This is a genomic window from Prevotella sp. Rep29 (genome assembly GCF_019551475.1).
Taxonomy (GTDB): Bacteria; Bacteroidota; Bacteroidia; order Bacteroidales; family Bacteroidaceae; genus Prevotella.
Genome location: NZ_CP047159.1, coordinates 1,109,086 through 1,135,607, shown reverse-complemented (window position 1 = coordinate 1,135,607; position 26,522 = coordinate 1,109,086). Strand labels below are relative to the sequence as shown.

Annotated in this window: 22 protein-coding genes; 9 read left to right on the top strand and 13 right to left on the bottom strand. The window is 48.8% G+C overall.

Features of this window, described 5'->3' with window-relative positions; genetic code table 11:
* Positions 1-35: 35 nt before the first annotated feature.
* Genes GRF55_RS04820 through GRF55_RS04810 form a run of 3 tightly spaced genes read left to right on the top strand, consistent with a single transcriptional unit; the run spans position 36 to position 2,863 of the window.
* Positions 36-935 carry a sce7726 family protein gene (locus GRF55_RS04820; RefSeq protein WP_220369392.1) on the top strand — a complete coding sequence of 300 codons (900 nt, stop codon included), beginning with the start codon at positions 36-38 and terminating at the stop codon, positions 933-935.
* Positions 917-1,861, top strand: a complete 945-nt coding sequence (locus GRF55_RS04815) for a sce7725 family protein (protein WP_220369391.1) — start codon at positions 917-919, stop codon at positions 1,859-1,861. Before GRF55_RS04820 ends, GRF55_RS04815 begins: the two co-directional genes overlap by 19 nt.
* Positions 1,862-1,870: 9 nt before the next feature.
* Positions 1,871-2,863, top strand: coding sequence for an RES family NAD+ phosphorylase (locus GRF55_RS04810; protein WP_220369390.1), 993 nt, complete (start codon positions 1,871-1,873; stop codon positions 2,861-2,863).
* Positions 2,864-4,138: 1,275 nt separating this feature from the next.
* On the opposite strand, the gene tilS is transcribed toward GRF55_RS04810, so the two are convergent.
* The 3 genes from tilS to GRF55_RS04795 are packed head-to-tail and all read right to left on the bottom strand — an operon-like array spanning position 4,139 to position 7,310.
* Positions 4,139-5,482: a tRNA lysidine(34) synthetase TilS gene (gene tilS, locus GRF55_RS04805; RefSeq protein WP_220369389.1), complete on the bottom strand. Its 1,344-nt coding sequence runs from the start codon at positions 5,480-5,482 to the stop codon at positions 4,139-4,141.
* 15 nt (positions 5,483-5,497) lie between these two features.
* Positions 5,498-6,679: a class I SAM-dependent rRNA methyltransferase gene (locus GRF55_RS04800; RefSeq protein ID WP_220369388.1), complete on the bottom strand. Its 1,182-nt coding sequence runs from the start codon at positions 6,677-6,679 to the stop codon at positions 5,498-5,500.
* A complete protein-coding gene (locus tag GRF55_RS04795) occupies positions 6,648-7,310 on the bottom strand; it encodes a 3'-5' exonuclease (protein WP_220369387.1) in 663 nt (220 codons plus the stop codon). The genes GRF55_RS04800 and GRF55_RS04795 overlap by 32 nt, the downstream gene beginning before the upstream one ends.
* Positions 7,311-7,418: 108 nt before the next feature.
* Between GRF55_RS04795 and GRF55_RS04790 the strand changes: the two genes are divergently transcribed.
* The 3 genes from GRF55_RS04790 to GRF55_RS04780 are packed head-to-tail and all read left to right on the top strand — an operon-like array spanning position 7,419 to position 12,020.
* Positions 7,419-9,851 (top strand): DNA translocase FtsK, encoded by a 2,433-nt coding sequence (locus tag GRF55_RS04790; RefSeq protein ID WP_220369386.1) that lies wholly within the window; start codon positions 7,419-7,421, stop codon positions 9,849-9,851.
* A gap of 49 nt (positions 9,852-9,900) precedes the next feature.
* Positions 9,901-10,509 carry a LolA-like putative outer membrane lipoprotein chaperone gene (locus tag GRF55_RS04785; RefSeq protein WP_220369385.1) on the top strand — a complete coding sequence of 203 codons (609 nt, stop codon included), beginning with the start codon at positions 9,901-9,903 and terminating at the stop codon, positions 10,507-10,509.
* Between the two features lie 2 nt (positions 10,510-10,511).
* Positions 10,512-12,020 carry a DUF5687 family protein gene (locus tag GRF55_RS04780; RefSeq protein ID WP_220369384.1) on the top strand — a complete coding sequence of 503 codons (1,509 nt, stop codon included), beginning with the start codon at positions 10,512-10,514 and terminating at the stop codon, positions 12,018-12,020.
* A 67-nt stretch (positions 12,021-12,087) separates the two neighbouring features.
* Here GRF55_RS04780 and GRF55_RS04775 read toward each other — a convergent pair whose 3' ends face one another.
* Entirely contained in the window at positions 12,088-12,423 is a 336-nt protein-coding gene (locus GRF55_RS04775; RefSeq protein ID WP_370626759.1) for a PAS domain-containing protein, read from the bottom strand.
* A 90-nt stretch (positions 12,424-12,513) separates the two neighbouring features.
* Between GRF55_RS04775 and GRF55_RS04770 the strand changes: the two genes are divergently transcribed.
* Positions 12,514-14,253 (top strand): bifunctional UDP-sugar hydrolase/5'-nucleotidase, encoded by a 1,740-nt coding sequence (locus GRF55_RS04770; RefSeq protein ID WP_220369382.1) that lies wholly within the window; start codon positions 12,514-12,516, stop codon positions 14,251-14,253.
* Between the two features lie 251 nt (positions 14,254-14,504).
* Here the strand turns inward: GRF55_RS04770 and pruA are convergent, their stop codons facing one another.
* The 6 genes from pruA to GRF55_RS04740 form a co-directional block, all read right to left on the bottom strand.
* Positions 14,505-16,130, bottom strand: coding sequence for an L-glutamate gamma-semialdehyde dehydrogenase (gene pruA / locus GRF55_RS04765; RefSeq protein ID WP_220369381.1), 1,626 nt, complete (start codon positions 16,128-16,130; stop codon positions 14,505-14,507).
* A gap of 246 nt (positions 16,131-16,376) precedes the next feature.
* The gene (locus GRF55_RS04760) at positions 16,377-17,453 is read right to left on the bottom strand and encodes an ABC transporter permease (RefSeq protein ID WP_220369380.1); all 1,077 of its coding nucleotides are present in this window, start codon (positions 17,451-17,453) and stop codon (positions 16,377-16,379) included.
* 56 nt (positions 17,454-17,509) lie between these two features.
* Positions 17,510-18,568 (bottom strand): ABC transporter permease, encoded by a 1,059-nt coding sequence (locus GRF55_RS04755; protein WP_220369379.1) that lies wholly within the window; start codon positions 18,566-18,568, stop codon positions 17,510-17,512.
* A gap of 32 nt (positions 18,569-18,600) precedes the next feature.
* A complete protein-coding gene (locus tag GRF55_RS04750; RefSeq protein WP_220369378.1) occupies positions 18,601-20,061 on the bottom strand; it encodes an ATP-binding cassette domain-containing protein in 1,461 nt (486 codons plus the stop codon).
* A gap of 2 nt (positions 20,062-20,063) precedes the next feature.
* On the bottom strand, positions 20,064-20,954 hold the full coding sequence (locus tag GRF55_RS04745; protein WP_220369377.1) for an HlyD family secretion protein: 891 nt from the start codon (positions 20,952-20,954) through the stop codon (positions 20,064-20,066).
* A gap of 9 nt (positions 20,955-20,963) precedes the next feature.
* Complete coding sequence (locus tag GRF55_RS04740) at positions 20,964-22,232, bottom strand: TolC family protein (RefSeq protein WP_220369376.1); 1,269 nt, start codon at positions 22,230-22,232, stop codon at positions 20,964-20,966.
* 168 nt (positions 22,233-22,400) lie between these two features.
* On the opposite strand from GRF55_RS04740, the gene GRF55_RS04735 reads away from it, so the two are divergent.
* The gene (locus GRF55_RS04735; protein WP_220369375.1) at positions 22,401-23,300 is read left to right on the top strand and encodes a helix-turn-helix domain-containing protein; all 900 of its coding nucleotides are present in this window, start codon (positions 22,401-22,403) and stop codon (positions 23,298-23,300) included.
* Positions 23,301-23,628: 328 nt separating this feature from the next.
* Here the strand turns inward: GRF55_RS04735 and GRF55_RS04730 are convergent, their stop codons facing one another.
* Genes GRF55_RS04730 through GRF55_RS04720 form a run of 3 tightly spaced genes read right to left on the bottom strand, consistent with a single transcriptional unit; the run spans position 23,629 to position 25,089 of the window.
* A complete protein-coding gene (locus GRF55_RS04730; protein ID WP_094399307.1) occupies positions 23,629-23,850 on the bottom strand; it encodes a DUF2795 domain-containing protein in 222 nt (73 codons plus the stop codon).
* Between the two features lie 60 nt (positions 23,851-23,910).
* Entirely contained in the window at positions 23,911-24,468 is a 558-nt protein-coding gene (locus GRF55_RS04725) for a cob(I)yrinic acid a,c-diamide adenosyltransferase (protein WP_220369374.1), read from the bottom strand.
* 12 nt (positions 24,469-24,480) lie between these two features.
* On the bottom strand, positions 24,481-25,089 hold the full coding sequence (locus tag GRF55_RS04720) for a hypothetical protein (RefSeq protein WP_220369373.1): 609 nt from the start codon (positions 25,087-25,089) through the stop codon (positions 24,481-24,483).
* Between the two features lie 418 nt (positions 25,090-25,507).
* On the opposite strand from GRF55_RS04720, the gene GRF55_RS04715 reads away from it, so the two are divergent.
* Entirely contained in the window at positions 25,508-26,503 is a 996-nt protein-coding gene (locus GRF55_RS04715; protein ID WP_220369372.1) for a hypothetical protein, read from the top strand.
* Positions 26,504-26,522 lie beyond the last annotated feature (19 nt).

Genomic DNA, 26,522 nt, shown 5'->3' with positions numbered 1-26,522 from the left:
ACATTATTTTTGCACAGATTATTGCAATATCATGTATGAATAAGACTACACCATACGTACAGGGCGAAAGATTGAGAAGCTATTCTTCAGTCTTTACTCGAAAGGTGTTTTCAGATATTATCAACTATAACGATTTCTCTCATTTGAATTGGCTATATTCAACGTATGACCAGTATCAGAGAGGTATTGAATCATATTCTGACTATCTTCTATACCTATATAAGTATATTGCGAGATTTTATAGATGCGAGTATGTATACAAGAACGAAATTATAAATCAACTCTTGTTGAAGAAGTATGGTACAAAAAACACCATAGCATTCAATGAATTTCGGATAGGCAACTCTATCGTCGACTTTGCCATGATGAATGGAGAGAGTAAAGCTTTTGAAATTAAGACCCAGTTCGATACATCAAGAAGGCTTTCCAAACAGATGGGAGATTATAAGAAAGTATTCAACAAATGTTATATTGTTGTTGCTTCTGAAGATTTAGGTTATTATGAGAGTATTGTTGAACCAACTATAGGCATCATAGAGTTATTTTATGATAGAGGGAGAATAAAATTAAATGAATACAGACCTGCTGTTAAGAATTCAGAACTCGATTCCGAAATTCTAATGGGATGTCTGAGAACACAGGAATACAAGGACATCGTGTTATCATTTGATGGTTATCTTCCTGACGTTAGTGAATATCAAATGTACAATGCATGCAAAGCACGCATTATGCAAATACCATCCTTGAGGCTAAATGAGCTATTCCTTTATGAGATTAAGAAAAGAAAGAGTGTAACAAGCAAATTGAAGGATGTTCCGAAAGAACTCAGGCAAATATGTCTTTCTTTAAATCTCTCAGAAAAGCAAAGGCTCGAATTGGCTAACCAACTATGTAACCCAATAAAAAAGTCTGATTTATGTATTTCCCGTATTTAAGAGGTAAACAGTTTGAGTTATTGGCTTTGCGAGATTTCGCAACAGGAAATCAAGGCAAAGAAAAGGTAGTCCCCATTATAGAGCCTGTAAAGCAACAATTTGGAGGGCTTAACACAGCCATATCTACCATGTTGGATAGCGGGCTCCAATTTGCGATGATTCTTAACCCTAAGGATGGAGATTTCAAACATCCAAATGTAAATAATGACATTTTTGGAAGCCTGACTTCTTTAGCCGGTACGCATGATGGTTGGATTCCCGCTTATATATACAGACGAAATGCCAATGCCCTTCTCGATCATATTGATCAAAATAATCTCCAGCAAGTAATGATTATACTTCCTAATGGGGCTGATGTCAATGATGAAAGTTTGATGGACTTTCTTCGTAATGAAAGGGTTTCTTATATCGTGAATGGGAACAATGGAAATAGATCAACTCGGGCAAGGCTTCTTAGATTAAACAAGCAACTAATCTCGCTTGAAGACAGATTTAACAATAAGTCAAGAAATGCAGATTATGCGGAACCCGATGATGAATTCTTTAGTGATGATTTCGCGTATTACAATGCTGATGGCCTATATGGTTTTTCTGACTACACTTCATTGCCTAAAGACTTTATAGAGGGGGGCATGATGCCATATGCAATTGCCATTCATCTGACATACCAAAAGGCAGAAGACCAGATTTTTGTACATCATTTTGTATCAGATAGCAATTTTGACCAATCCAATGTTCGTGGAAAATTCCATGAAGCAGCCATAAAGATAGCTCCATTCTATAGTAATGGTATTGCCCATACTACTGCTGTTGACGAGTTAATTGAAAAAGCAAACCAGGAAGATGGCTACCCAGGGCTTGGCTATATAAAAAAGTTATCAATACTGAATCATCTTGAATTAATAAACGGCATTTTGTCCGACTGATATATAACTATGTTAATCTGTAGTAACTGCTTTAATGATGTAGAATTACAAATTTCTGTCAGCAACGAATCGTCAGTTTTTGGGATTTGCGATGCGTGTGGGCAAGAAGCATATGTTGTAGACATCGACATCTTTGCAGATTTCTTCAAGGAATTGTTACATTTGTTTCAGCCAGCCAGAGAAGGGGTAGATATAGTTGGTCTTCTTCAAAAGGACTGGGACATTTTTGTTGATGATGAAGTTGGCAAAAGAATCATAGGTCATTTTTTGTCATTAGACAATTATGGTTATGATTTAAACGAAAAAGTTGGATATGTTGATGCTATCAAGAGTGACATCTCAACATGGGATGATATAAAAAGGGAAGTTCGAGAAGAAAAGAGGTTCTTTGCAAATTTGTCATACTTTGATGGTAACAATATGATAGAAGCGAATACAACAATTCCCCAAGGCACTATTTTGTATAGAGCAAGAGTCATTCCATCAGAGCGAACCTATCTGACCAAAAACGATATGGGTTGTCCTCCGAGAGGGAAGGCAACAGCAGGTAGAGCAAATCCTCTTGGTATACCCTATTTGTATTTGTGCAAGAACGAGGAAACAACATACTACGAAGTCCGTGCGTTGTATTTGGATAAGTTAGCCATAGGAAGTTTTAAGACTACAAGAGACTTAAATATCTTGGATTTCACCTCTGCATTGAGTTTGTATTATGCGTATAACAATTCTACCATTTCGCTTTCAGAAGTAATTGCAAAACAAAAAATACTACAACTTATAAGTTCAGACTTGTCAAAACCCTTAAGACGATATGATTCCGAGTTAGAGTATGTTCCAACGCAACTAATTTGTGAGTATTGTAAGATTAATGGTATTGATGGTATATGCTTTAATAGTTCATTACATAATGGTGGCGTAAATGTCGTACTATTCGATTCCTCGTCCGCAGAATGTATCAAAGTAAAGAGTAGAGAGATAAAAGATGTACACATTTCAAGGTAGATTCTCCTGATGCAGTATTCTTAGGTAGTTCTGTATGCGACATATCATTTCAGAAGAAGGACGTAGCCTAATACGCACTTATCTGGCAAGTGCCACAAAAAATGCCGCAATCAGTTCAAGAGCGATGAGCAAGCTCAGAGGAAAAAAGAGATGAATAGATTTTGCTCTTTCAAAAGAAATGTTTACCTTTGCACCCGATGATGAGTTATTGAAACGGCTGGTGGCTCACCGTCGGGTGTTCATTGAATGCATTTCATAGCAGAATGTGGAATTGAGTACGGTTGCCAATTCGTAACCCTATTTTCTTTCAATTCCTCAGACAGCCTTTATACAAAGAAAAGCTGAGAATTCTTACAAAGTTACGAAAAATCGAGAGCAGAACAAAACAAATACATTTGTTTTTTATGCCGAGATGGTGTAACATTCATAATTCTTTAATTAAGGTATGACGCATGTAGGGGTCGATTGATGTATCGACCCGCAGGAGCAAATCGGGCGGATACACCAATCCGCCCCTACTCCAAGACAAAAGAAATGAGACTTTCCACTGATTCTACCGGCTTAACTTTCCTGACTTCCATTTGTCATTTTCCTTGACATTTTTCTGATGACGTTTTAGGTTTCTTTACAAATATTAACGCACTCAGAGGCTGTATATTTAAGTCGGTGGACTGTGACGAGGGCGGAAGCATTTTAAGCGCTCCTGTGAAAAGTTTCTTGAAAATCAGCGCGTTAGAAACGCAAAAAGCACATTTTATACCAAAAACATGCAGACGCGATTTGCGAAAGTTCAACTTTGACCTCCCCAAAGTGCCACTTTCGCATTCCCAAAGTTGCACTTTTGAAGCCCGAAAGTGGCACTTTGGGAAGCAATTTCCACCATTTTTCGGTGAAAAATATGCACGTTTTGCATAATTATTCGGAAACAGCCGTATATCTATTCAAAAACTTTCATCCCGTTTGTAAGCATTTTTCGGGTGAAATCTTGACATTTTAACAATTAAATGAAACGTCATTAACCGCAGATTGCACAGATTACACGGATTGTTTTCTGCGGATACATTGATTCACTCGAATAGTATTAACCGCAGATTGCGCAGATTATACAGATTGTTTCTTTGCGGGCGGATACATCAATCCGCCCCTACGAGGGATAAAACATTTTAGGTAGAAAACACCTAATCATATTTATATAATCGTCTCTAACGCTTTTCTTGCGCTCCGTAGGTGCTCAGGTGCAAAGCGAAATCCCAAGCGAAGCGACTAAAAGAACTATCAATTGTCAATTATCAATTTTATAGTGATTAGACTGCGCGTTTCGCCGGTAACAGCGAAGCGGTGGTCGGGTCGGTGGCTGACGACCCAGATGATGCGTCCGGTGGCGTCGGTGACGACGAGCTGGGCACGTTTCTCGAAGCGCGTCATCTTGCGGTCGGTCATGAAGTCGCTGAGCAGCTTGGAGCCTTTCATGCCGAGAGGCACGAAGCGGTCGCCTTTCGCTGCGCGCCTGACGGTCAGGGGGAACGTCACTTTCGCCTTGTCGAGAAGTGCACAATGTGGTCCTCTATCAAGAAGCATTCCGGGCGTGTACTCCTCTTCTGCCACCGTGAAGGTCTTGTCGCCGGAATAGGAATATGTCCCTGTCGCGGTGATGGTGAGCGGCGGAATATTTTCCCACCCCCGACGTTCCACAATGATGTTTCCGCGGTCGAAAAGCAGTTCGTAGGTATCGGAGCGGAACATCTTCCCCGTCGTGGTGTGAAGGTTGTCGTAGATTTGTTCTATCTGCTGGGGTTTGAAGCCGTAATCTTCCAGTAGGAGGTACAGGTGTTCTTCGTTTTTGATTAATGCTATGGAGATGAATATAGGTCTGTGTGTGCTGAAGAGGTCGAAGTCGCCAGTCCGTTCTTCCATCACGCGGTCGATGATGGATGCTGCATCGCGCATACGGCCGGCAGTCTTGGCGATGCACTTGCGCACGGAAGGGTTGATGGTCTCCAGCAGCGGCAGTACGTTGAGCCGGATTTTGTTTCTCACCACGTCGTCCACGAGATTCGAGCTGTCGGTGATGTAGTCTTGCCCGATGCTGCTGAGATAGTCTTCTATCTCCATCCGACTGACGCCGAGCAGCGGTCGGTAGAAAATCTCGTTGACTGGTGTGATGCCGCGCAAGCCATGAATGCCTGTACCGCGGATGAGATTGATGAGCAGCGTCTCAACGGAGTCGTCGCGGTGGTGGGCGATGCACACTCCAGCATACCCATATTTCCAGAACATCTTATAGAAATACGTATAGCGCAGCTGTCGGGCAGCCATCTCGATGCTTATCTTGCGCTTGGCGGCATGGGCGCGGGTGTCGAAATTTGTCTGATGCATGAAGATGCCTCTCTCCTTGCACAGCTGCTTGCAAAACTTGGCGTCCCTGAGCGACTCTTCGCCACGGAGATGGAAATTGCAATGTGCAGCTTTCACGCGATAGCCCAACGCCTGCAGGGCGCACAGCAGCGCCACGCTGTCGGCTCCGCCCGAGAGTGCCACCAGGTAGGTGCCTTCCTTCTGAAGCATCTGGTGCTTGGCGATGAAGGCTGAAACTTTCTTCAGGAAATCGCTGTTCGACATATCCGCTGGTGTGTGTTATTCGACGTACAAGACAAGTCCTTTCAGGTACTCGCCTTCGGGGTGGTAGATGTTGACAGGATGGTCGGCGGGCTGATGCAGCTGATGCAATATCCGCACCTTGCGTCCCGACTGTGCGGCAGCGGTGAAGACGGCGTTGCGGAAGTGGTCTTTCGTGACCACCTGGCTGCAGCTGAACGTGAAGAGGATTCCTCCCTCGCGTATCCGCTCGAAAGCCTTGGCGTTGAGGCGTGTGTAGCCTTTCAGCGCATTGTGGAGCGCTCCGCGGTGCTTGGCAAAGGCTGGCGGGTCGAGCACGATGAGGTCGTAGCGCCCGTCGATTCCGTCGAGAAACTTGAAGGCATCTTCGCAAAACGCCTGATGGCGGCTGTCGTCGGGGAAGTTGAGGGCGATGTTCTGACGGGTCAGCTCAATGGCTTTGGCGCTGCTGTCCACCGAATGTACCGTCTGCGCACCGCCGCGCATGGCATAGAACGAGAAGCCACCCGTGTAGCAGAACATGTTCAGCACGTCCCTACCCTTGGCATATTTTTCCAACAGGAGGCGGTTCTCGCGCTGGTCGATGAAAAAGCCCGTCTTCTGCCCTTTCAGCCAATCGACATGGAAGCGCAAGCCGTTCTCAACAGCCGTATCGTCGGCACTCCCGCCAATGATAAAGCCGTTCTCCTGCCCCAAATCTGCTTTGAAGGGGAGCGTCGTCTCACTCTTGTAGAAGACGTTGGCGATTCTGCCTTCCATCACGCTGACGAGCGTTTGGGCTATCTCGTGGCGTGAGACGTGCATTCCTACGCTATGTGCCTGCACGACCGCCGTCTTGCCATAGCAGTCGATGACCAACCCTGGCAGGAAGTCGCCCTCGCCGTGCACCAGACGGTAGGTGTCGTTGCCCGTCACGTCAGCCAAACCTACGGCAATGCGCATCTGCAAAGCCGCCCTCAGCCGGCGCTCCCAGAAGGCTTCACCCACCTCCTCGTCGTCGAACGAAAGCACACGAACGGCAATGGAGCCCACCTGATAGTGACCAACGGCAATGAAATCGCCATCGACGGTCAGCACGCGCACCACTTCGCCCTCGCCGATGCCCTCATCCACATGATGAATCGCACCCGAGAAAATCCACGGATGAAAGCGCTTGAGACTTTCCTCCTTACCCTTCTTCAGATATACTTTCCTGTACATATTCCTCTTTCTTTGCTTCACTTATAACGAGTTGATAATCACCCGTCTCCCGCAATCGGTTATATTCATTATACAAATTGATGCACGCCCACGCATCGGTGGCAGCATAGCCTTTCTGCTTCTCCGACAACGTGTCGTTCTCCCAGTTCGAGAGCTGCTGCCGTTTGCTGATTTTCTCGTGGAAAAGATTGGCATAGAGTTTCTGCAGACTCTTGTCCTCGATGCCTATCTCGGTCATCAAGTCCTGTAAATCGGCAAAACGCCCCGCCGTGAAGGCTCCCAGACGGTGGAGAGAAAGCAAATCATCGTGTAACGACAAGCCCACCTTCAGCGTCCTCTTGTCCTCCAGCAGCCGCACCACCGACGGCACCAAGCCCAAGCGGTTCAGACGGAAGAGGAAACAGCGCTGCGGCGTTGCCACCTGAAGGAGCGCCACCCGGTTCTGCTTGCCTTTCCTGAACGAGGGGCGCGTCTCCGTATCAACGCCCAAAAGCGGATGGGAAAGCAGAAAATCAACGGCACGGTCAGCCTCGGCAGCATCGACAATCACCACCACTTCACCCGGGAAAAGCACCTGAGGCAAACCGCCTATCAGAGCCTTATCATATTTATTGTAGATGACTTTTTTCATCAACCACTCTCTTTTGAAAGTGCAAAATTAAAAAAAAGTTGCGAATTTATCGGCTTTTCTAACTTTTTTCCTTACTTTTGCATGTAAATTCACAACAACATATTCCACATGGCAAAGAAAAAGAAAACGGCGCAGAAGAAAAAATCATTCCTCGAAGCATTGGGCGCCCGCAATATATTTCAAAAGAACGAAACATTCAACTTCGTCTCAGGCATCGTCCTGATACTGCTGGCGATAGTCATGGTCATCGCCTTCATCTCCTATTTCTCTACGGGCGAAGCCGACCAAAGTCTGGTGACCGATTTGCGACCGGGCGAAATAGAAAACACGGCGCGCAGCTTCCAGAACACCTGCGGGTCGGTGGGAGCCATCGTCTCCTACTTCTTCATCTCCCGCTGCTTCGGAATAGCAGCGTTCACGATTCCCTTATTCCTCATCATCTGCGGACTCAAACTCATGAACGCCTACCAGCTGAACCTCTGGAAATGGTTTTTCAGCCTCGCCATCATCACCATCTGGTGCTCGGTCACCTTCGCAAAATTCCTCAAACCCATCTTCGGCGACCGCATATTCACCCCCGGCGGAGACCACGGAGCGCACGTCTCGCAATGGATTGAGAACGTCATCGGAGCACCGGGACTCATCGCGCTGCTGCTCATCGTGGCACTCGCCTTCCTCGCTTTCGTCAGCTCCGAGACCATCAATATCATTCGGAAGATGTTCAATCCGTTCGGCTATCTGAAAAAAATACCCTTTGTCATCACCAACAATTCATCAAAAGAATCTAAGACCGCAGAAGTGGGAACCTTCGACGACGGGGAAACAACCGATGAAGCCGGCACTTCACAAGAGGAATACCTTCATCCACAAGAACAGGAAGAGGAAAAGCCGATTGCAGAAGAGCCCCTCAGCAATGAAGGCACGAACAACTCGAACGGGTTGGGCATGAAGGTTGAAGTGATGAAAGAAGAGGAAAAAGCCGATGGGAAGACCGTGGCAAACGTGGACATCAACACGCCCATCAACCCCCGCGAGCCCTTCACAAGATACAAATTCCCGACGCTCGAACTGCTCAAGAAATACGAAGACGACGGAAAACCATATATCGACCGCGACGAACAGGAGTCGAACAAGAACCGAATCATCCGCGTACTCAACTCATTCGGCGTGCAAATCAGCGAGATACGAGCAACCATCGGACCGACCATCACCCTCTATGAAGTCACTCCCGCACCTGGTGTGAAAATCTCGAGAATCAAAAACCTGGAAGACGACATCGCCCTCTCGCTCTCAGCCATGGGCATACGCATCATCGCACCGATACCGGGAAAAGGAACCATCGGTATCGAAGTGCCCAATGCCAAGGCAAATGTCGTCTCCATGCAGAGCATCCTCAACTCGAAGAAGTTCCAGGAAGCGGAAAAGAGCATGGAACTGCCTATGGCGCTCGGAAAAACCATCATGAACGAGGTCTATATGGTAGATTTGGCAAAGGTTCCACACCTGCTCGTGGCAGGAGCGACCGGTCAGGGAAAGTCGGTCGGCATGAACGCCATCATCACTTCGCTGCTCTACAAGAAACATCCCAACGAACTGAAGTTCGTGCTCATCGACCCGAAGAAGGTGGAATTCAGCGTCTATAGTCCCATAGCCGACCATTTCATGGCTGCGCTGGACGAGAACATGGACGAACCTATCATCACCGACACCTCGAAAGTAATCAAGACCCTGAACGGACTCTGCGTGTTGATGGACCACCGCTACGACCTGCTCAAGAAAGCCGGAGCACGAAACATCAAAGAATATAACACAAAATTCCTCAACCACCGGCTCAGTCCCAAAGACGGACATGCTTTCATGCCCTACATCGTGGTCATCATCGATGAGTTTGCCGACTTGATTATCACCGCAGGAAAAGAGGTGGAAACGCCATTGACACGTATCGCACAGTTGGCACGTGCCATCGGTATTCACATGGTAATTGCCACCCAGCGTCCTTCAGCGAAAGTCATCACCGGCGGAATCAAAGCCAACTTCCCCGGACGCATCGCCTTCAAGACAGCTCAACGCATCGACTCCAGTATCATCCTCGACCGCACGGGAGCCAACCAACTCATCGGTCGCGGTGACATGCTCTGTCTCGTAGGCAACGAACCGGAACGCGTACAATGCGCCTTCGTTGATACACCCGAAGTGGAACGCATCAACGAACACATCTGTAACCAACCTGGTCCGCAGCACCCGTTTGAAATTCCTGAACCCATCGTGGAAGAAAGCGCAGGCGGAGGCGGCTCATTCGACGCCAACGCACAGATAGACCCGCTCTTCAACGAGGCGGCACGCTCCATCGTCTCCTCGCAACAAGGCTCAACGAGCATGGTTCAACGGCGCTTCTCTATCGGCTACAACCGTGCCGGACGACTGATGGATCAACTCGAACAGGCAGGAATCGTGGGCGTGGCACAAGGCAGCAAACCGCGCGAAGTGCTCATACAAGACCTCAACACGCTCGAGCAACTGCTCGCCTCGCTGGCAAAATAAGTTAAACCTTGTTCGCAAACGAGCGTCATACTGACAAAAAGCAATAACGATGAAAAGAAAAAACATACTGATAGCGCTGACCCTTCTGCTCTCTTTAACCGCCTATGCGCAAAATGCGGCTCAGGCAAAGCAGATACTTGACAAGGCAGCAAAACTCATCACGCGCAAAGGAGGCGCAAGTGCCAACTTCACCATCGACGGAGGCGCCAGTGGAAAACTCTCGGGAACGCTCTACGTCAAAGGAAACAAGTTCTACGCAAAGACACCACAGGCAGCCACATGGTACAACGGAAAGACCCAATGGACCTATCTGGCGAAGAGCGAAGAGGTGAACGTCAGCAATCCGAATGCCGCACAACAGGCACAGATGAACCCCTACACGTTCATCACATTATATAAAAAAGGATATGCACTGGCGATGAAAACCGTCGGCAACAGCTATCAGATACATCTCAAAGACCAGAAAAAACAGTCGATACAAGAGATGTACGTCACCGTCAACAAGGCGACCAACCTTCCCACACAAGTAAGAATGCGGCAGAACAACAAGTGGAGCACCATCACCATCAGCAACTTCCAGATGAAGACACTCAGTGACGCGCTCTTCACATTCAACGCGAAGAATTATCCCAATGCGGAAATCATCGACTTGAGATAAACATGAACAAGTTCCAGCTCTTTAAGACATTGCGCACGCATAACAGTCTGGCAGACAAGCGCAATCCCGCCGTCACACAAAACAAAGTGGCAAAAGTATTTTTGTGGATTGGCGCTGCCTTCATATTACTCTACCTGATAGGCTTCGCCATCATGTTTGCCTTGATTGCCAACGAGAGCCATAGCACCACGGCATCAGAGCTGATATTCGGCATTGCGCCATTCATCCTTGCCTTGGATTTCTTTTTCAGGTTCATCGCACAGCAAACGCCTTCGCAGCAAATCAAGCCCTACATACTCCTCCCCATTTCCCGATACACGTGCATTGACTGCTTCATAGCCAATTCGCTGCTCAGCATCGGCAACCTCACGTGGTTTGCCATGCTCATACCCTACAGCATCATGTCCATCGTCTTTTCTGAGGGAATAGGAGTCACGCTCGGTTGCCTGGCAGGCTTCTACGTGCTGATACTCATCAACAGCCAATGGTACATGCTGGCAAGGAGCCTCATCAACCGCCATATAGCCTGGTGGGTGCTGCCACTCATCGTCTATGCCCTCATCTTCTTGCCGGCATACGCCTGGGAAGGTGCCGACATGGCAAAATGCTGCCAGTTTTATGCCGACGGGGGATACCTGCTTGCAACGTGGAAACCCCTTCCCTGGCTCTTTTTGTTTGCGGTGCTGGCGATACTTATCTACATCAACCGCCGACTGCAATACCGCTTTGTGTATGCGGAGTTGTCGCGCACGGAAACGACCAAGCTCCATCACGTCAGCCAGTTCAAGATGTTCGACCGGTTCGAGGAGACGGGCGAATACCTGAAGTTAGAGGTAAAAAGCATCATGCGCAACAAGAACATCAAGAAGGGATTTATCTTCGCTACGGTAGCGGTCGCGCTCCTGAGCTTCGCTATTTCATTTAGCGATATTTACAACAATATGGTCGTCTTCTGGTGTATCTACAACTTCGGCATCTACGGCGCCATGATTCTCGTCAAGGTCATGTGCCACGAAGGCAACTACATCGAGTGTCTGATGGTGCGCCAAGAGAACATTGTCTCGCTCCTGCGCGCCAAATACTACTTCTACACCGCACTCCTGCTGCTTCCCCTCCTGCTGATGCTTCCGATGGTCGTCACGGGAAAGTGCTCGCTGATGATGCTTCTCGCCGTCATGGTCTTCATGGCAGGATTTCTCTATTTCCTGTTCTTCCAGATGGCAGTATATAACAAGCAGACCATTCCGCTAAACAGCAAATTCGTCGGAAAAGGAAGCATGGAGACCAACTATCTGCAACTCTTTGTGAATATCCTCGTCTTCGCCGTGCCGCTCATTCTCATCTCGGTGCTTAAACTTGTCATTGGCGAGACACCCACTTACCTCGTGCTGATGGCCATCGGCTTTGCCTTCATCGCAACCCACAAACTATGGATACGCAACATCTACAGACGCATGATGAAGCGCAAATATGAAAACCTCGAAGGTTTCAGAAGCACGATAAGCAACTGACCCTTTCACGCACCGCAAAGAGCACGTTCACTCTTTGCAAAGAGCACGTTCACGGCTCGCAAAAGACCTATCCGCGCACATAGTGCGGCATCTCTTCAGGAATGACCATGGAGATTTCCACGAGCCCCATTATCTCGCCGTTCTCCCGCCACGGTGTCTGATAAATCATCTTCTTCACACCGTTCTTCTGAATCGTATAGCTGTTGCTCGTTCCTTTCTCCAACATCTCACGGATGATTCCCTGCGAACGCTCATTGTGGCAAGGTATCATGGAGCGACCAACCATCGACTCGCCATTCTTACAGAACGTCTCACGCGACTTCTGATTCATAAACACAATCACTCCCGATTTGTCACACACCGTGACGGCGCAGTTCATATCCTCCGCCCAGTTAAAACTCATTTCCATTTTTCGTTTTGTATTTGTTTATCTCTCTTTTGCAAAGATAAGAATTTTTGCTTACTTTTGCACACAAAATAAAAGATATTACACATGAAGAAAATATTTATCCTATGTATGGCAGCATTCTTCTTTAATTCATTCATCACGGCAAAACCAAAGACAGTCAAGTTGAGAATCATTCAGACAAGCGACGTGCACGGATGCTTCTTCCCTTACGACTTCATCAACAGGAAGCCGAAAGAAGGAACGCTGGCACGCGTCATCACCTATGTTGACAGCCTGAGAAAGCACTACGGCAACAATCTGCTGCTGCTCGACAACGGCGACATCCTGCAAGGCCAACCGACGTGCTACTACTGCAACTACATCAATCCCAACATTCCGAACGTCGCGGCGGAAGTCATCAACTACATGAAATACGACGCACAGACCATCGGAAACCACGACATAGAAACAGGACACGAGGTGTATGACAAATGGATACGAGAAGTGGAATGCCCCATGCTCGGAGCCAACATCATCGACACGAAAACCGGCAAACCCTACGTTGCGCCATACGCCATATTCAAACGCGAAGGCGTGAAAATAGCCGTCGTCGGAATGCTCACACCCGCAATACCCAACTGGTTGCGCGAATCACTATGGAGCGGACTACGGTTCGAAGACATCACCGCATCGGCACGCTACTGGGTGAACCACCTCAAGACGACAGAAAAGCCCGACATCATCATCGGACTCTTCCACTCGGGAAAAGACGGAGGCATCACCACCGACGAGTATGAAGAAGACGCCACCATGCGCGTGGCAAGGGAAGTGCCGGGATTCGACATAATTCTCTTCGGACACGACCACGCACAACACAAAAGCATCGTCAAAAACCAAGAGGGCAACGACGTGCTCCTGCTCAACCCCTCAGCCAACGCCTATATGGTGGCTGATGCGGAAATCAACCTCCAAATCAACAAGAAAGGACAAATCCTGAAGAAAGAAATAACAGGCGAAGTGGTCAACATCGAGCAACAAGAAATCGACGAGGCATACATGAAACGCTTCGAAGAGACAATCGACAGCGTGAGCAACTTCATTCACCGACCCATCGGCGTGTTCGAAGAAAGCATCTATTCGCGCGACTGCTATTTCGGAAATGCCGCATTCACCGACTTCATACACGACCTGCAACTGCAGATAACAGGTGCCGACATCTCGTTCAACGCCCCACTCGCCTTCGACATCAGCATACAAAAAGGCGTGGTGTATGTGAGCGACATGTTCAACCTCTACCGATATGAAAACCAAATCTACGTGTTGAGACTCACGGGCGAGGAGATACGCAAACACCTCGAAATGAGCTACGACCTGTGGGTCAACACCATGACATCGCCCGACGACCACATCATGCTCCTCAGCGAATACACGCATAACGACATGAAGCGATTCGGATTCAAAAACCTCGCTTTCAACTTCGACAGCGCCGCAGGTATTGACTACGAAGTGGACGTGACCAAACCCGACGGAGAGAAAGTGCGCATACTGCGCATGAGCAACGGAGAGCCTTTCAACGAGAAGCAATGGTACAGAGTGGCAATGAACAGCTATCGCGGAAACGGAGGCGGCGAACTGCTCACCAAAGGAGCGGGAATACCGAGGGAAGAACTCGTGAACCGCATCATTTTCGAGAGCGAACGCGATCAGCGATACTACCTCATGAACGAGATTGAACGCATGAAAATAGTCAAACCAAAGAAACACGACAATTGGCGCTTCGTGCCCGAAGAATGGACAAAGCCTGCCATCGAGCGCGACAGAGCCATCATATTCCCCAAGAAATAAAAGCCCCTGAATGGACTCTTGCCAGACAAAACGGCAACGTTCAGCAACCAAAGTTTAACTCTCGAAAACCAAATTCACTGAATTTGATTACCAAATCAAGTGAATTTGATGACCAAATTCATTTGATTTGAAAATTAAAGGTTCTACCCTTGACTGAAAAAACGAGAAACAATAAACCCCAAAAGCTTTCCGGCTTTTGGGGTTTATTCGTATTTACAGGTTAGCTGCGCCTTTCGGCTTCGCTACCTACATTATTTCAAATAGGTGTAACGGTAATCCGTCGGCGAAACAAGCGTCTCCTTAATCACACGCGGGATAATCCAGCGAATGAGGTTGAACTCGCCACCAGCCTTGTCGTTCGTACCGCTCGCACGTGCACCACCGAACGGCTGCATACCAACCACAGCACCTGTCGGCTTGTCGTTGATGTAGAAGTTTCCGGCTGCATAGCTCAACTTGTCGGCAAGTTTCTCTACTGCAAGGCGGTCACGTCCGAACACCGCACCTGTAAGTCCGTAAGGAGAAGTCTCGTCGCAGAGCTTAACTGCCTCGTCAACCTTGTTGTCGTCATAAGGATAAACGGTGAGAATCGGGCCGAAGATTTCTTCTACCATCGACTTGAAGCGCGGATTTGTTGTCTCGATAACCGTAGGCTCAACAAACCAACCCTTCGTCTTGTCGCACTTACCGCCCATCACGACCTTAGCGTCTTTCGCCTTCTTCGCATAGTCGATATACGACTTGCACTTGTCGAACGAAGCCTGGTCAATCACGGCGTTGATGAAGTTCTTCGCATCTGCCACGTCGCCCATCTTCACTTCTTTCGCCATGCGCTTGATATCTTTCAGCACATCACCCCAGAGGCTCTTCGGGATGTACATGCGAGAGGCTGCCGAGCACTTCTGTCCTTGGAACTCGAACGCACCGCAGAATGCTGCCGTTGCCACTGCCTTCGCATCTGCAGAAGGATGAACGAAGATGAAGTCCTTACCACCCGTCTCACCTACGAGGCGCGGATAAGAGATGTATTTGCCAAGGTTCTGACCTGCCTGACGCCAGAGTGAGTTGAACGTCTCCGTAGAACCGGTGAAGTGAATGCCTGAGAAGTATTTCGACTGCGTAGCCACCTCGCCTATCAGCGCGCCGCTACCCGGCAGGAAGTTGATGACACCATCGGGAAGACCTGCCTCCTTGTAGAGCTGCATCAGATAGTAGTTGCTCAGCAAAGCGGTCGTTGAAGGTTTCCAGAGCGCCACGTTACCCATCAGAACCGGCGTCATGCAAAGGTTGGATGCAATCGACGTGAAGTTGAACGGGGTGACTGCCAGGATGAATCCTTCCAGCGGACGATATTCCATGTGGTTCAAGTGTCCTACTCCATCTTTCGGCTGCATGCTGTAAATCTTCGAAGCGTAGTGCACGTTGTAGCGGAAGAAGTCGATTGTCTCGCATGCAGAGTCGATTTCCGCCTGATAGATGTTCTTGCTCTGTCCGAGCATCGTGGCAGCATTCAGGATGGGGCGATACTTCGTAGCGAGCAGCTCTGCCATCTTCATCACGACAGCTGCGCGTGTTGTCCACGGCGTACGGCTCCATTCCTTCCAAGCTTTCATGGCAGCCTTGACCGCCATTTCAACTTCCTTCTTGCCCACCTTGTGGTAAGTAGCCAGCACGTGCTTATGGTCGTGCGGACAAGTCACCTTGCCCACATCGCCCGTGCGAATCTCTTCACCGCCGATGATAATTGGAATGTCAACCACTAATTTGCTCTGGCGCTTCAACTCTTTCTCGAGTTCAACGCGCTCCGGAGAGCCAGCCAGATAGGCTTTTACGGGCTCGTTTGCCGGCACCGGGAATGTAATAACTGAATTTTTCATTTTGTTGTTAATTAAAAGATTAAGTTTCCATCTGTTTGCAAATATAAATAAAAAATGTAGATTTGACAAATGTAAAGCACTTTTTCTTTCATTTTTCTTATCAACAACGTGATTGACGACATGCATATTTCAACGCTCGCTCATGCTGCGCTCAACACAGCGGGGCGCTACGTTTAACAGAGCGAGGCGCTACGTTTAACAGTGCGGAACGCAGTGTTCGCTACGGCGGAGCGCGGCGTTCACGCTTCAGCTGTTTTTCTTATAGCTCCGCACCGCCCAGACTGCCATGAAAATGCCGATGGCGAGGAGGGCGGCAAGCTGGTGGGCGACCGCTGAGAAGGAGCCTCCGCGAACGAAGACGGTGCGGATGGCGTCGATGAAATAGTGCATCGGATTGACATAGGTGGTCATGTACGCCCATTGTGGCATGGAACGCGTCGGCGTGAAAAGTCCGCTGAGCAGCATGATGCACACCACGAAGAACCACATCACGAAGACTGCCTGCTGCATCGTGTCGCTATAGTTGGACACGATAAGCCCGAACGAGGAGAAGAACAGCGCAAGCAGCATCGCCAACACGTAGATGAGCCAGAGCGGACCGGCGGGCGCGATGCCGTAGATAAGCCACGCCAACAGCAGACACACGGTGATGACGAAGAGCGCAATGAGCCAGTAGGGAATCAGTTTGGCAAGGATGAACGCCCACTTCGGGACGGGCGTGACGTTGATTTGCTCGATGGTTCCAGCCTCCTTCTCGCCCACGATGTTGAGCGTAGGCAGAAAGCCCGTCATGAGCATCATCACGATAGCGAGAAGGGCGGGAATCATAAAGAGCTTGTAATTCTGACCCTTATTGTAGAGAACGAGCACCGAGGGCAAAGACGCAGCGGAGGGAACGGAGACCGAAGAAACGACAATCTGCGAAAGGTATGCGCTGCCCATCGACCCCTTCGTGCCGTTCACGGCGTTGGCGGCAATGAGCACCTGCGGCAATCTGCCCTTGACGAGGTCACGCCCGTAGTCCTTCGGAATGACCAGCACCACGTCGCTCCTCCCCTTCTCCACTTCGGAGAGGGCAAGCCGGTAACTGGATTTCTGCCCGCCAAAGATGAAATAGCGGCTCTGCTCAATGGCGTGAACGAGGCGCTGGCTGGCAGTCGAGCGGTCGTTGTCAACCACATCGACGCGAATGTTCTTCACCTCCATCTGCATCACCCACGGCATGACACACATAATGACAACGGGAAACGCAACGATGAGCCGTGGCAGGAAAGCATTGCGCCTGATCTGAAGGAACTCTTTTCGGATGAGATGTCTTAGCATTGTTATTATTTTCGTTATTTCGTGATGACGTGATGACGTTATATCGCTTTTCTTCATTACTCCAACCGCTTCTTGAACTTGGCGATGGCGACGGAAAGAAACAGGAAAGTCATTCCTGCAAGTATGGCAACCTCCTTCACCACCTCACCGATGCCCACTCCCATAATCATCAGCTTACGCATGGCATCAATGTAATAACGCGGAGGAACGACGGCAGCCCCCCATTGCAACACTTGCGGCATCGACTCCACAGGAAACATCATGCCCGACAGCATCACCACAGGCATCAGCAACACCATCGCCGACAAGAGCAACGCCACGAGCTGCGTCCGCGCGACATTCGAAATGAGCAACCCCAGCGAGAGCGCCAATAATATATATAATGTGGAGACAGCGACAATCCAGAACAACGAACCGACAAGCGGCACGTCGAGCACATAGTGCGCCATCAGCAGAATGACGACGAGAATGGTGAAAGCCAGCACCAGATAAGGAACCGCCTTGGCTATAATCACCATCAGCGGACGGACCGGCGACACGAGCAGCACCTCCATCGTGCCACGCTCCTTCTCGCGCACAATACTGATAGATGTCATCATCGCACAGACGAGCATCAGCAACATGCCCATAATGGCAGGCACAAAGTTGTACGCAGAACGCATCTGCGGATTATAGAGCATCTTCGAATTGACAACTGACGACGACGGATTGGCAACGACTTGCTGCGCATAGGTTGCCCATTGCTGCGCCATGTTCGGATCGGCGCCATCGACAATCAACTGGACACCCGACTTCTTGGCAGCAAAATCTTTCCCGAACACGACAGCCATGTCAGCCTCTTGATGGCGAATCATCCGCTCAGCATCGCGAGGAGTGGCAACGGCGGCGGTAATCGTGAAATATTCGGAAGCCGAAAGGCGCTCAACGGCTGCCTGGGTCTGATGGTCCATCTGCGACGTGACCACCACCGTCCGCACATTCCGCACGTCGGTCGAGATGGCAAAGCCGAACAGGAGCATCATCACCGTCGGCATACCGAAGAGAATGAGCATCGTCCGCTTGTCGCGCACGATATGGCGGGCTTCCTTGATGACGAATGACATGAATTGACGCATAAGCTTAATATCCTTTTTAGCCGTAGTGACTGTTAATCTGAAGACCTTGTTGCCTGACGCGCAAGATAGGTGAAGACATGATCCATATCGGGTTGACTGAAACGCGTCTTCAACTCGTCGGGCGTGCCGAGAGCGCTGATTTTCCCATCCACCATGATGGAGATGCGGTCGCAATAGTCCGCCTCGTCCATGTAGTGGGTGGTCACGAAGACGGTAATGCCACGACGGGCAGCATCGTAGATGAGTTCCCAGAACTGGCGACGCGTGGAAGGATCTACGCCTCCCGTCGGTTCGTCCAGGAACACGACGCCCGGCTCATGGAATATACTCACGGAGAACGCCAGCTTCTGCTTCCAACCAAGGGGCAGCGACGAGACGAGGTCGTCTTTGTGGGCTTCGAACTGGAGACGGTGCAAGAGCTCGTCCGTCTTTGTACGTATGGTGGAATCGTCCATTCCGTAGATTCCCGCAAAAAGCCGGATGTTTTCGGCGACAGTCAGGTCTTCATAGAGCGAGAAGCGCTGCGACATGTAGCCGATATGACGCTTGATCTGCTCATATTCCGTACGGATGTCATAGCCACATACGCGCCCCGTACCGCTCGTCGGCTGACTGAGTCCTGTCAACATGTGCATGGCGGTGGTCTTGCCTGCGCCGTTGGCTCCGAGGAAACCGAAAATCTCACCGCGCCTGACCGTGAACGAGATGTCGTCAACGGCATGGAATGTACCGAAAGCCTTCACCAAATGTGAGACCTCGATGACGTTTTCGTCTTCTACTTTCGTCTCGTTCTGTCGCGCTAATCCCGGCGGATTGAATATCTCTGCGAAGCGGTCGAGAATGATTTCGGGCGAGTCAATGCCACGAATCTTTCCTTGGTCGAGGAATGCCACCCGCTCACAACAGCGCACTTCATCGAGATAGGGCGTGGAAGCCACAATCGTGATGCCCCGTTCCTTCAGCATGAGCAGCATCTCCCACAACTCTTTGCGGCTCACGGGGTCAACTCCCGTCGTCGGTTCGTCAAGGAAAAGCACGCTCGGCGAATGTACCAATGCACAACTCAATGCCAGCTTCTGCTTCATGCCGCCCGACAATGCTCCTGCCCGCCGGTTGCGGAAACGCTCTATCTGCGAATAGATGGCACGAATGCTGTCGTAGCCTTCCTCAACGGTAGTGCCAAAAAGGGTGGCGAAAAACTTCAGATTCTCCTCCACCGTCAAGTCCTGATAGAGTGAGAAGCGTCCGGGCATATACCCCACTCGCTTCCGGATTTCCCCCATCTGCCGGATTGTATCGTAACCGTCCACCAAGGCATTCCCACCATCCGGCAAGAGCAACGTGCTGAGAATGCGGTAGAGCGTCGTCTTGCCGGCACCGTCGGGACCGATGATGCCGAACACCTCGCCCTTCCCCACCGTCAATGACACGTCGTGCAACGCTTGCACCCGTCCGTACCGCTTGCTGATTCCGTTTACTTCGATGGCATTCATGACTACAGCTTCACTTCGCCGTACATACCTATTTTAATATATCCGTCACTCTCGACGGCAATCTTCACGGCATACACCAAGTCGGCGCGCTCGTCGTCTGTCAGAATCGTCTTGGGCGTGAACTCCGAACGGGAAGAAATCCACACGACGGTGCCGCCGTATTCCTTCCGCTGACCATCGCCATAATCGGCAAACACCTTCACCCGACGCCCCACTTTCATGTCTTGCAACTGAGACGAGGTGACATAGGCGCGGAGAAACATCTTGCGTGTGTCTGCCATCTTGAACAGCGGTTTGCCAACGGCTACGAACTCACCACGCTCCACATATTTCTCCAAGACGGTGCCTGCCGTCGGAGCCACGACGTGGCATTTCTGCAGTTGGTCCCTGAGCTGACTGACTTGGACATCGACCGCAGAGCGCTGGGAGTTGAGCGTCGAAAGCTGCGTGGAGAGAGCGGAAATCTGGGCGTCAAGCTGCCGCTGGAGCACCTGCACCTGACTCTTCGCATCGTCGAGCATCTTGCTGGGAGCGGCTCCGTCGTTCACCAATTCCTGATAGCGCCGTTGCTCTTGTCGCGCCTTAACCAACTGTTGGCGTGTGGCGGCTATCTGTTTTTCCATGTCTGGTTTCTGACTCTGATACACCGTCTTCGTGGCTTCCGCCTGGCGAATCTTCAGCCATATCTGGGTGGTGTCTATCAACCCCACTTCGCGTCCTGCCTCTATCGCATCACCCTCATTGACGTTGAACATCAGTAAAGCACCGCTTTGTTCTGCCGAAACGGTAGTTTCAGTAGCCTCAAACGTGCCTGTTGCGTCGTATTCTTTTTCCGTTTTTCCGCAAGCTGCCAGCACGACGGCTACACTTGCAATGGCAAAAATCCTTTTCATATCTTGAACTTAGTTGTTGGTTGTAAATCTCAGGTCATACATCTCTTTCAGCATTTCAATCTCGTGGACGGACATCTGCAGGCGCGCGGCGTTCTCATTATTGATTTCGCGAACAAGATCGTTCACGTCGATGATGCCATGCGCCAGCTTCGACTCGGCAGCCTTACGGACGGAGGAGCGCAAGGCGATAATCTCCTCGTCGGAAGCCATCAGCCGGCGATAGCGCTCTATGTCTTCATTCTGCCGTATCTGTTCCAACTGATTGTTGAAGAGGAACACGTCGCGGTTGGTCGTTGCCATGTCGCGCTGCAACTGTATTTTCGCCTTATCGTTCTTCCGGGTATAGAGGGCACCGATATTCCACGAGAGCCGCGCCCCTATCAAACCATTCCACGACCAACGATGAGACATCATATCTTCGAACATGTTATATCCCGGATAGCCGTAATATCCCTGAACGAACACCGACAGCTTCGGCATGAGCGCAGCATCAAGCGCCTTCTCTTGGGCATCGGCGAGCCGCAATTGCGCATCGATGGACTTGAGCTCCGGGCGTTGTCCTGCCGACTGCATGCCCGACGAAGTCGCCTGTGGTTTTTCCAGCTCTTTCACTTCCAGCCCGCAGAACATGCTCAGCATTCTTGCCACCGCATTCCGCTGTGCCTGAAGGCTCGAAACCTGCTGCACCACATTCAGCCGCTCGGCTTTCACGGTTTGGTAATCGCTCTTTGCCGCCGTACCGCGTTCATACATCGACGACAGCTTTCGCTCGTTGGCTGCCAGCACCTCCTGCAAATCATGGTTCAACTGTATCTGTTTGTCCAACAGCAACAGCCCAAAGTACATCTCGTTGACCCTGCGCCGCACCTGATACATGGTCACTTCGTTCTGAGCTTCCTGCACCTTGCCCTGCTCGCGCACAATATTCTTCTGACTGCTGATTGCGCCGCCGTCGAACACCATCTGTTGCACATCAATGCCGACACGATACTGGTCTTTCCTGAGCCCGCGCATATCAAGCCCCATTTGCTGATACACCGATTGCATCTGCTCGGGCCACGACACCACATCGCTCTGCAGCGTGGCCTGTGCCGAAGCCGACACCTGCGGCAGCCAGCCTTTCCGGATGTTGCTCACCGTCAATTCTGTCGTCTGCGCTATCAGTCCATATTGCCTGATGAGAGGATAGTTGCGCTCTGCTGCCTGCTGACATTCCTCCAGCGACTGCGCACCTGCCATCACAGGCAACAAAGCCATGATTACGAATAGTTTCTTCATACGTCGTTCTTATTTTGATTTCATCGGTGCAAAGGTAACATGAAGATTCCGAAGCAGCACTATCTTTACAAATGGGAAAATGTTCTTTTTGTTCGATTTACGTACAAAAAGAATACCATTTTGCAGAATTTTATTATCTTTGCGACGCAATTTCGACAACAAAGCCTTATGGACAGACAACCGAAACTGATGAACTTCTCACGGATGCACGACATCTTTGAACCCCACTTCGCGCAGATACGTGAACAGATTTATTTCAGCCGTGAGCTGGGAATCGTTCATGCCAACTCACGGGTTTTTCAGCTGGTCATGCAACAGCATCCGCCTTTCGCTATCGACGACTACCGCCTCGGGCTCATACTGCGCGGGCATATCCGCGTCAACTTCAATCTGGTGGAGAAACAGTTGGAAGCCGGTACGCTCGTATTCATCGGACCTGGCACCATCATCAACCCCATCGCCATTTCCGACGACCTCGAAATCACCGGGATGGTCATCTTCTCCCAATTCCCCATGCCCTTTGCTGCCGGACAATTACCGTCAGCATTCAACGGACAGGTGCGCGACTTCCAACTGAAGGTCGATAAAACAGACTTCGACACTGCCCGAAACATCATTGACACGCTCTGGCAACTGGTTCACCAACAAGACTACAACCGCCCTGTCGCCAGCAGCCTCGTAGCGGCATTGATGCACCATTACGACAGCCTTTATCATCGGCTGAACGAACAGCAACAGGCAAGCAAGTCGCGCGAGCAGACCATCTTCGACCGCTTCATCTACCTGGTCAACCTACATGCCGCACAAGAACACCAAATCAAATTCTACGCGTCCAAGATGTGCCTCACCGAACGCTATCTCGGCACCATCATCCGACAGACCAGCGGCATCACCGCCAAGGAATGGATTGACCGCGCCATCATCCTACGCATCAAGGTTGAACTGAAACACACGGAAAAGACAGTAGCACAAATCTCGGACGAGATGAACTTCCCCAACCCCTCTTTCTTCTGCAAATATTTCAAACGGCTGACGGGAATGACACCCGCCGAATACAAAAAACGCTGACAAATCACAGACGAAACACGCTGACAAATTACCGACAAAATACGCCCGCATAAACATACAGGAAAGGACGTATAAATATGCAGTTGAACTTTCACTTTCCAAAAGTTCAACTTTTGCGTCCTGAAAGTTCAACTTTCATCGCCTAAAAGTTCAACTTTTGCAAGCTAAAAGTTGAACTTTTGAAAAGCACCACTTAACATCTTGAAATACAGAAGTTTACAAAACACCCCTCAACCATTCCACCCTTGCATAAATATACAAGACGACAAACGACTCAACAAAAAAATAAGCGACACAGCTCAAATGCCATATCGCTTATTTCTAAGTCCTAATACTCATCCTCGTTGAAAAGGAAGTCTTCCTTGGTGGGATAGTCGGGCCAGATATCTTCGATACTTTCATAGACATCACCCTCATCTTCTATCTCCTGAAGATTTTCAAGAACCTCAAGAGGCGCACCTGAACGAATAGCGTAGTCGATAAGCTCTTCCTTCGTTGCAGGCCATGGCGCATCTTCTAATTTAGAAGCCAATTCTAATGTCCAATACATAGTCTAAAAATTATTACGTTTAACAATTAGCGTGCAAATGTAGTAATTTTTATTATATAATCAAGGCTTCTTCCAAATTTTTTCACGCACGCCATCAACAAAATTCAATTTGCGCGCCAAAACAAACAAATAGTCGGACAGGCGATTCATGTATTGAAGGATTTCCCTTGACACGGGCGATGTCTCGTGAAGGAAGAATATACGGCGCTCTGCACGACGGCAAACCGTTCTGCACACATGACATATCGCCGCCTCGTGGCTGCCACCAGGCAACAGGAATGAGGTGAGAGGAGGAATGTTTGAGTTGATGGCGTCAATCTCTTCTTCCAGCAACTCCACCTCTTCTATCGGAAGCATATAAGAAGGTCCGACCGGTGTCTTCGACTGATCCGTGGCAAGATACGAAGAAATCGTAAAAAGATTGCGCTGCGCCCGGACAATCAACTCCTTGTCATCACCGTCTTTCATCCAAGACGTGAGCAGACCAAGGTTGGCACTCAGTTCATCCACCGTTCCGTACGCTTCAATACGGGAATTTGTCTTCTTCACACGATAACCGCCGACAAGACTGGTCAATCCCTCATCACCGGTCTTAGTATAAACCTTTGTTATCTTCATAGTCGTTAATGTTTAAAAGTTTATCTTATAATATTGTTTATAATGTTTCTTCTCAAACAAGATGACGCCACAATAATATAAATCGAACGCCACCGTCACAGTCTCATGAGCACACAGTTCTTTCCAATATCTGAACATCGACGCATCACGATGTATCTGTTCCACGACCAAAACACTCATCTCATGCGCACCAGCCAGTATCCGCTCACAAAACTCCTTATAACCGCCCTCCGGCACCACACGGATGAAACTCACCACGCCCGCCAATGCAAGAAGTTCCTTCTCCACTTCGGTCATCAACGCAGAACAATCCACGCTCACCACCCGCACAGCACGACGCCCAGCCGTGGCATAGGCACGAAAAGAATCCTGCTCGCCACCAAAACTCAGAGCGACTTCAGGCTGCTTCCAGTTTACTATCCTGAAGTACAGGCGTCCCAGTTTATGCGCTTTCTTGCCGATATCCGGCATCTGCCGCATCAGTCGCTCATAAGCATAATACGGATAATGCTCATTCACGACATAACGGACAAATCCGTAAGCAAAGGGCGACTGCACGCCGAAACCACGACTGTATCGGGAACGACGAAGCCACACAAATAGCCTTCGAATCCTATACATACCGAATGCAAATATACGAAAAAAGTAATAAACCGTCACAAAAAAATACTTTTATTTAACCATACAAACTATTTTTCATCTCCCCGCAAAATTATTGCATTCATATTTGGAACTTTTCCTCTTTTTCCATATCTTTGCAAATGGATATATATAAATATGTGTCCAAGACATCGAGGAAAAGAAGCGTTATGCTCATCTTGTCATTGGGAACCTGAGAAATTTCTATTAAGCACAAGAAAAGTATAATAGTTTCCACGCAAACTGGCGTGGGTATCTATCATTACATTCGTGCTTAAGGGTTTTCTCAGGACCTCCAATGAAGAAGTGGTGCATTAGTCCCCACGCTTTTTCATGTCTTTATCCAAAAGTTTAACCGCCCAACCGCTGGGGATAGAGAAAGGCACAACAAATAAAGATTATGAAAAATTGTATCAAAATCCTTGGTATCATCGGTATCATCACAACTCTGAGCATGCAGACTGTCTCTGCACAGAACGACAGGGTTAATTTACAACAACATATTAAAAACGTCTATCCTAATGGTATTCCCAAGAAGATTATTATTGAGCCTGAAGTGAAAATCTTTGAGAAATACAAGAATTCTGATGCTTCAGAATCAGCGGTCGCATACACTATAACAATAGAAGAAGCTGAAATAAAAAGCGGAAAGATTGGCGAAGTCGTGTTTAGCCAGCCAGCCGTAGGTGATTTTATTGTGACATATCCAGACTCTTCTACAGCTTTCATCAAATGCAACAATCATGGACTGGCAGAAGAAGTGAATAAGGTTATGCGCTACGATAGAACTATTGATGACGAGACTATTTATTTCGACCAAGAGAAATTATCTTACGATAATTCCCTTAATTTAAAATTAAGACATACAACCATTGCCCCTTACGACGGCCAATATAATGAACTTCCACGATTTTCTTATAACGATGGATGTATTACTGATTGTTATGTGGATTCCGACGGTCCCTATATTACAAAGTTTTGTTACAACACGAATGATATAACAAAGACCAAAAATACTTTTTGCGAAGAAGTGTCAGAGAAACAGTTTAAAGAGTTCTATGCTGATAAATTTTGGAAAGAGTATACAAACACCAATCCTTATCAGGAATACGACAATAACGGTTTTATCATTTTGGAAGACGGAAAGGACATCTATCTTGCTTTAGCTGGACTACTCGGGAATCCAAACAGAAAACTACCCATTGCTACATATTCTCATTACCACGGTGGCGATCACAGTGAAACACGCAAAATCTTTAAATGGACATTAAACGAAAAAGGGCTTCCTGTGAAATGTGAAGTACATGAATACGAGTATTCTTATGAGTATGGGAATGGAAAAGGAACAACACTGTCTTCTATTAAATACCAGACTACAAAATATATTTACGACTAATACTTTCAAACCATTTAAT

Bases quoted from the DNA above. Each gene is read 5' to 3' on its own strand.
- GRF55_RS04775 (WP_370626759.1), bottom strand. From the start codon at position 12,423: ATGAGTTTTAACTGGGCGGAGGATATGAACTGCGCCGTCACGGTGTGT.
- tilS (WP_220369389.1), bottom strand. From the start codon at position 5,482: ATGTCGAACAGCGATTTCCTGAAGAAAGTTTCAGCCTTCATCGCCAAG.
- GRF55_RS04770 (WP_220369382.1), top strand. From the start codon at position 12,514: ATGAAGAAAATATTTATCCTATGTATGGCAGCATTCTTCTTTAATTCA.
- GRF55_RS04745 (WP_220369377.1), bottom strand. From the start codon at position 20,954: ATGAAAAGGATTTTTGCCATTGCAAGTGTAGCCGTCGTGCTGGCAGCT.
- GRF55_RS04715 (WP_220369372.1), top strand. From the start codon at position 25,508: ATGAAAAATTGTATCAAAATCCTTGGTATCATCGGTATCATCACAACT.
- GRF55_RS04800 (WP_220369388.1), bottom strand. From the start codon at position 6,679: ATGTACAGGAAAGTATATCTGAAGAAGGGTAAGGAGGAAAGTCTCAAG.
- GRF55_RS04790 (WP_220369386.1), top strand. From the start codon at position 7,419: ATGGCAAAGAAAAAGAAAACGGCGCAGAAGAAAAAATCATTCCTCGAA.
- GRF55_RS04720 (WP_220369373.1), bottom strand. From the start codon at position 25,089: ATGTATAGGATTCGAAGGCTATTTGTGTGGCTTCGTCGTTCCCGATAC.
- GRF55_RS04810 (WP_220369390.1), top strand. From the start codon at position 1,871: ATGTTAATCTGTAGTAACTGCTTTAATGATGTAGAATTACAAATTTCT.
- GRF55_RS04820 (WP_220369392.1), top strand. From the start codon at position 36: ATGAATAAGACTACACCATACGTACAGGGCGAAAGATTGAGAAGCTAT.
- GRF55_RS04735 (WP_220369375.1), top strand. From the start codon at position 22,401: ATGGACAGACAACCGAAACTGATGAACTTCTCACGGATGCACGACATC.
- GRF55_RS04780 (WP_220369384.1), top strand. From the start codon at position 10,512: ATGAACAAGTTCCAGCTCTTTAAGACATTGCGCACGCATAACAGTCTG.
- GRF55_RS04730 (WP_094399307.1), bottom strand. From the start codon at position 23,850: ATGTATTGGACATTAGAATTGGCTTCTAAATTAGAAGATGCGCCATGG.
- GRF55_RS04760 (WP_220369380.1), bottom strand. From the start codon at position 17,453: ATGCTAAGACATCTCATCCGAAAAGAGTTCCTTCAGATCAGGCGCAAT.
- GRF55_RS04755 (WP_220369379.1), bottom strand. From the start codon at position 18,568: ATGCGTCAATTCATGTCATTCGTCATCAAGGAAGCCCGCCATATCGTG.
- GRF55_RS04740 (WP_220369376.1), bottom strand. From the start codon at position 22,232: ATGAAGAAACTATTCGTAATCATGGCTTTGTTGCCTGTGATGGCAGGT.
- GRF55_RS04795 (WP_220369387.1), bottom strand. From the start codon at position 7,310: ATGAAAAAAGTCATCTACAATAAATATGATAAGGCTCTGATAGGCGGT.
- GRF55_RS04725 (WP_220369374.1), bottom strand. From the start codon at position 24,468: ATGAAGATAACAAAGGTTTATACTAAGACCGGTGATGAGGGATTGACC.
- GRF55_RS04750 (WP_220369378.1), bottom strand. From the start codon at position 20,061: ATGAATGCCATCGAAGTAAACGGAATCAGCAAGCGGTACGGACGGGTG.
- pruA (WP_220369381.1), bottom strand. From the start codon at position 16,130: ATGAAAAATTCAGTTATTACATTCCCGGTGCCGGCAAACGAGCCCGTA.
- GRF55_RS04785 (WP_220369385.1), top strand. From the start codon at position 9,901: ATGAAAAGAAAAAACATACTGATAGCGCTGACCCTTCTGCTCTCTTTA.
- GRF55_RS04815 (WP_220369391.1), top strand. From the start codon at position 917: ATGTATTTCCCGTATTTAAGAGGTAAACAGTTTGAGTTATTGGCTTTG.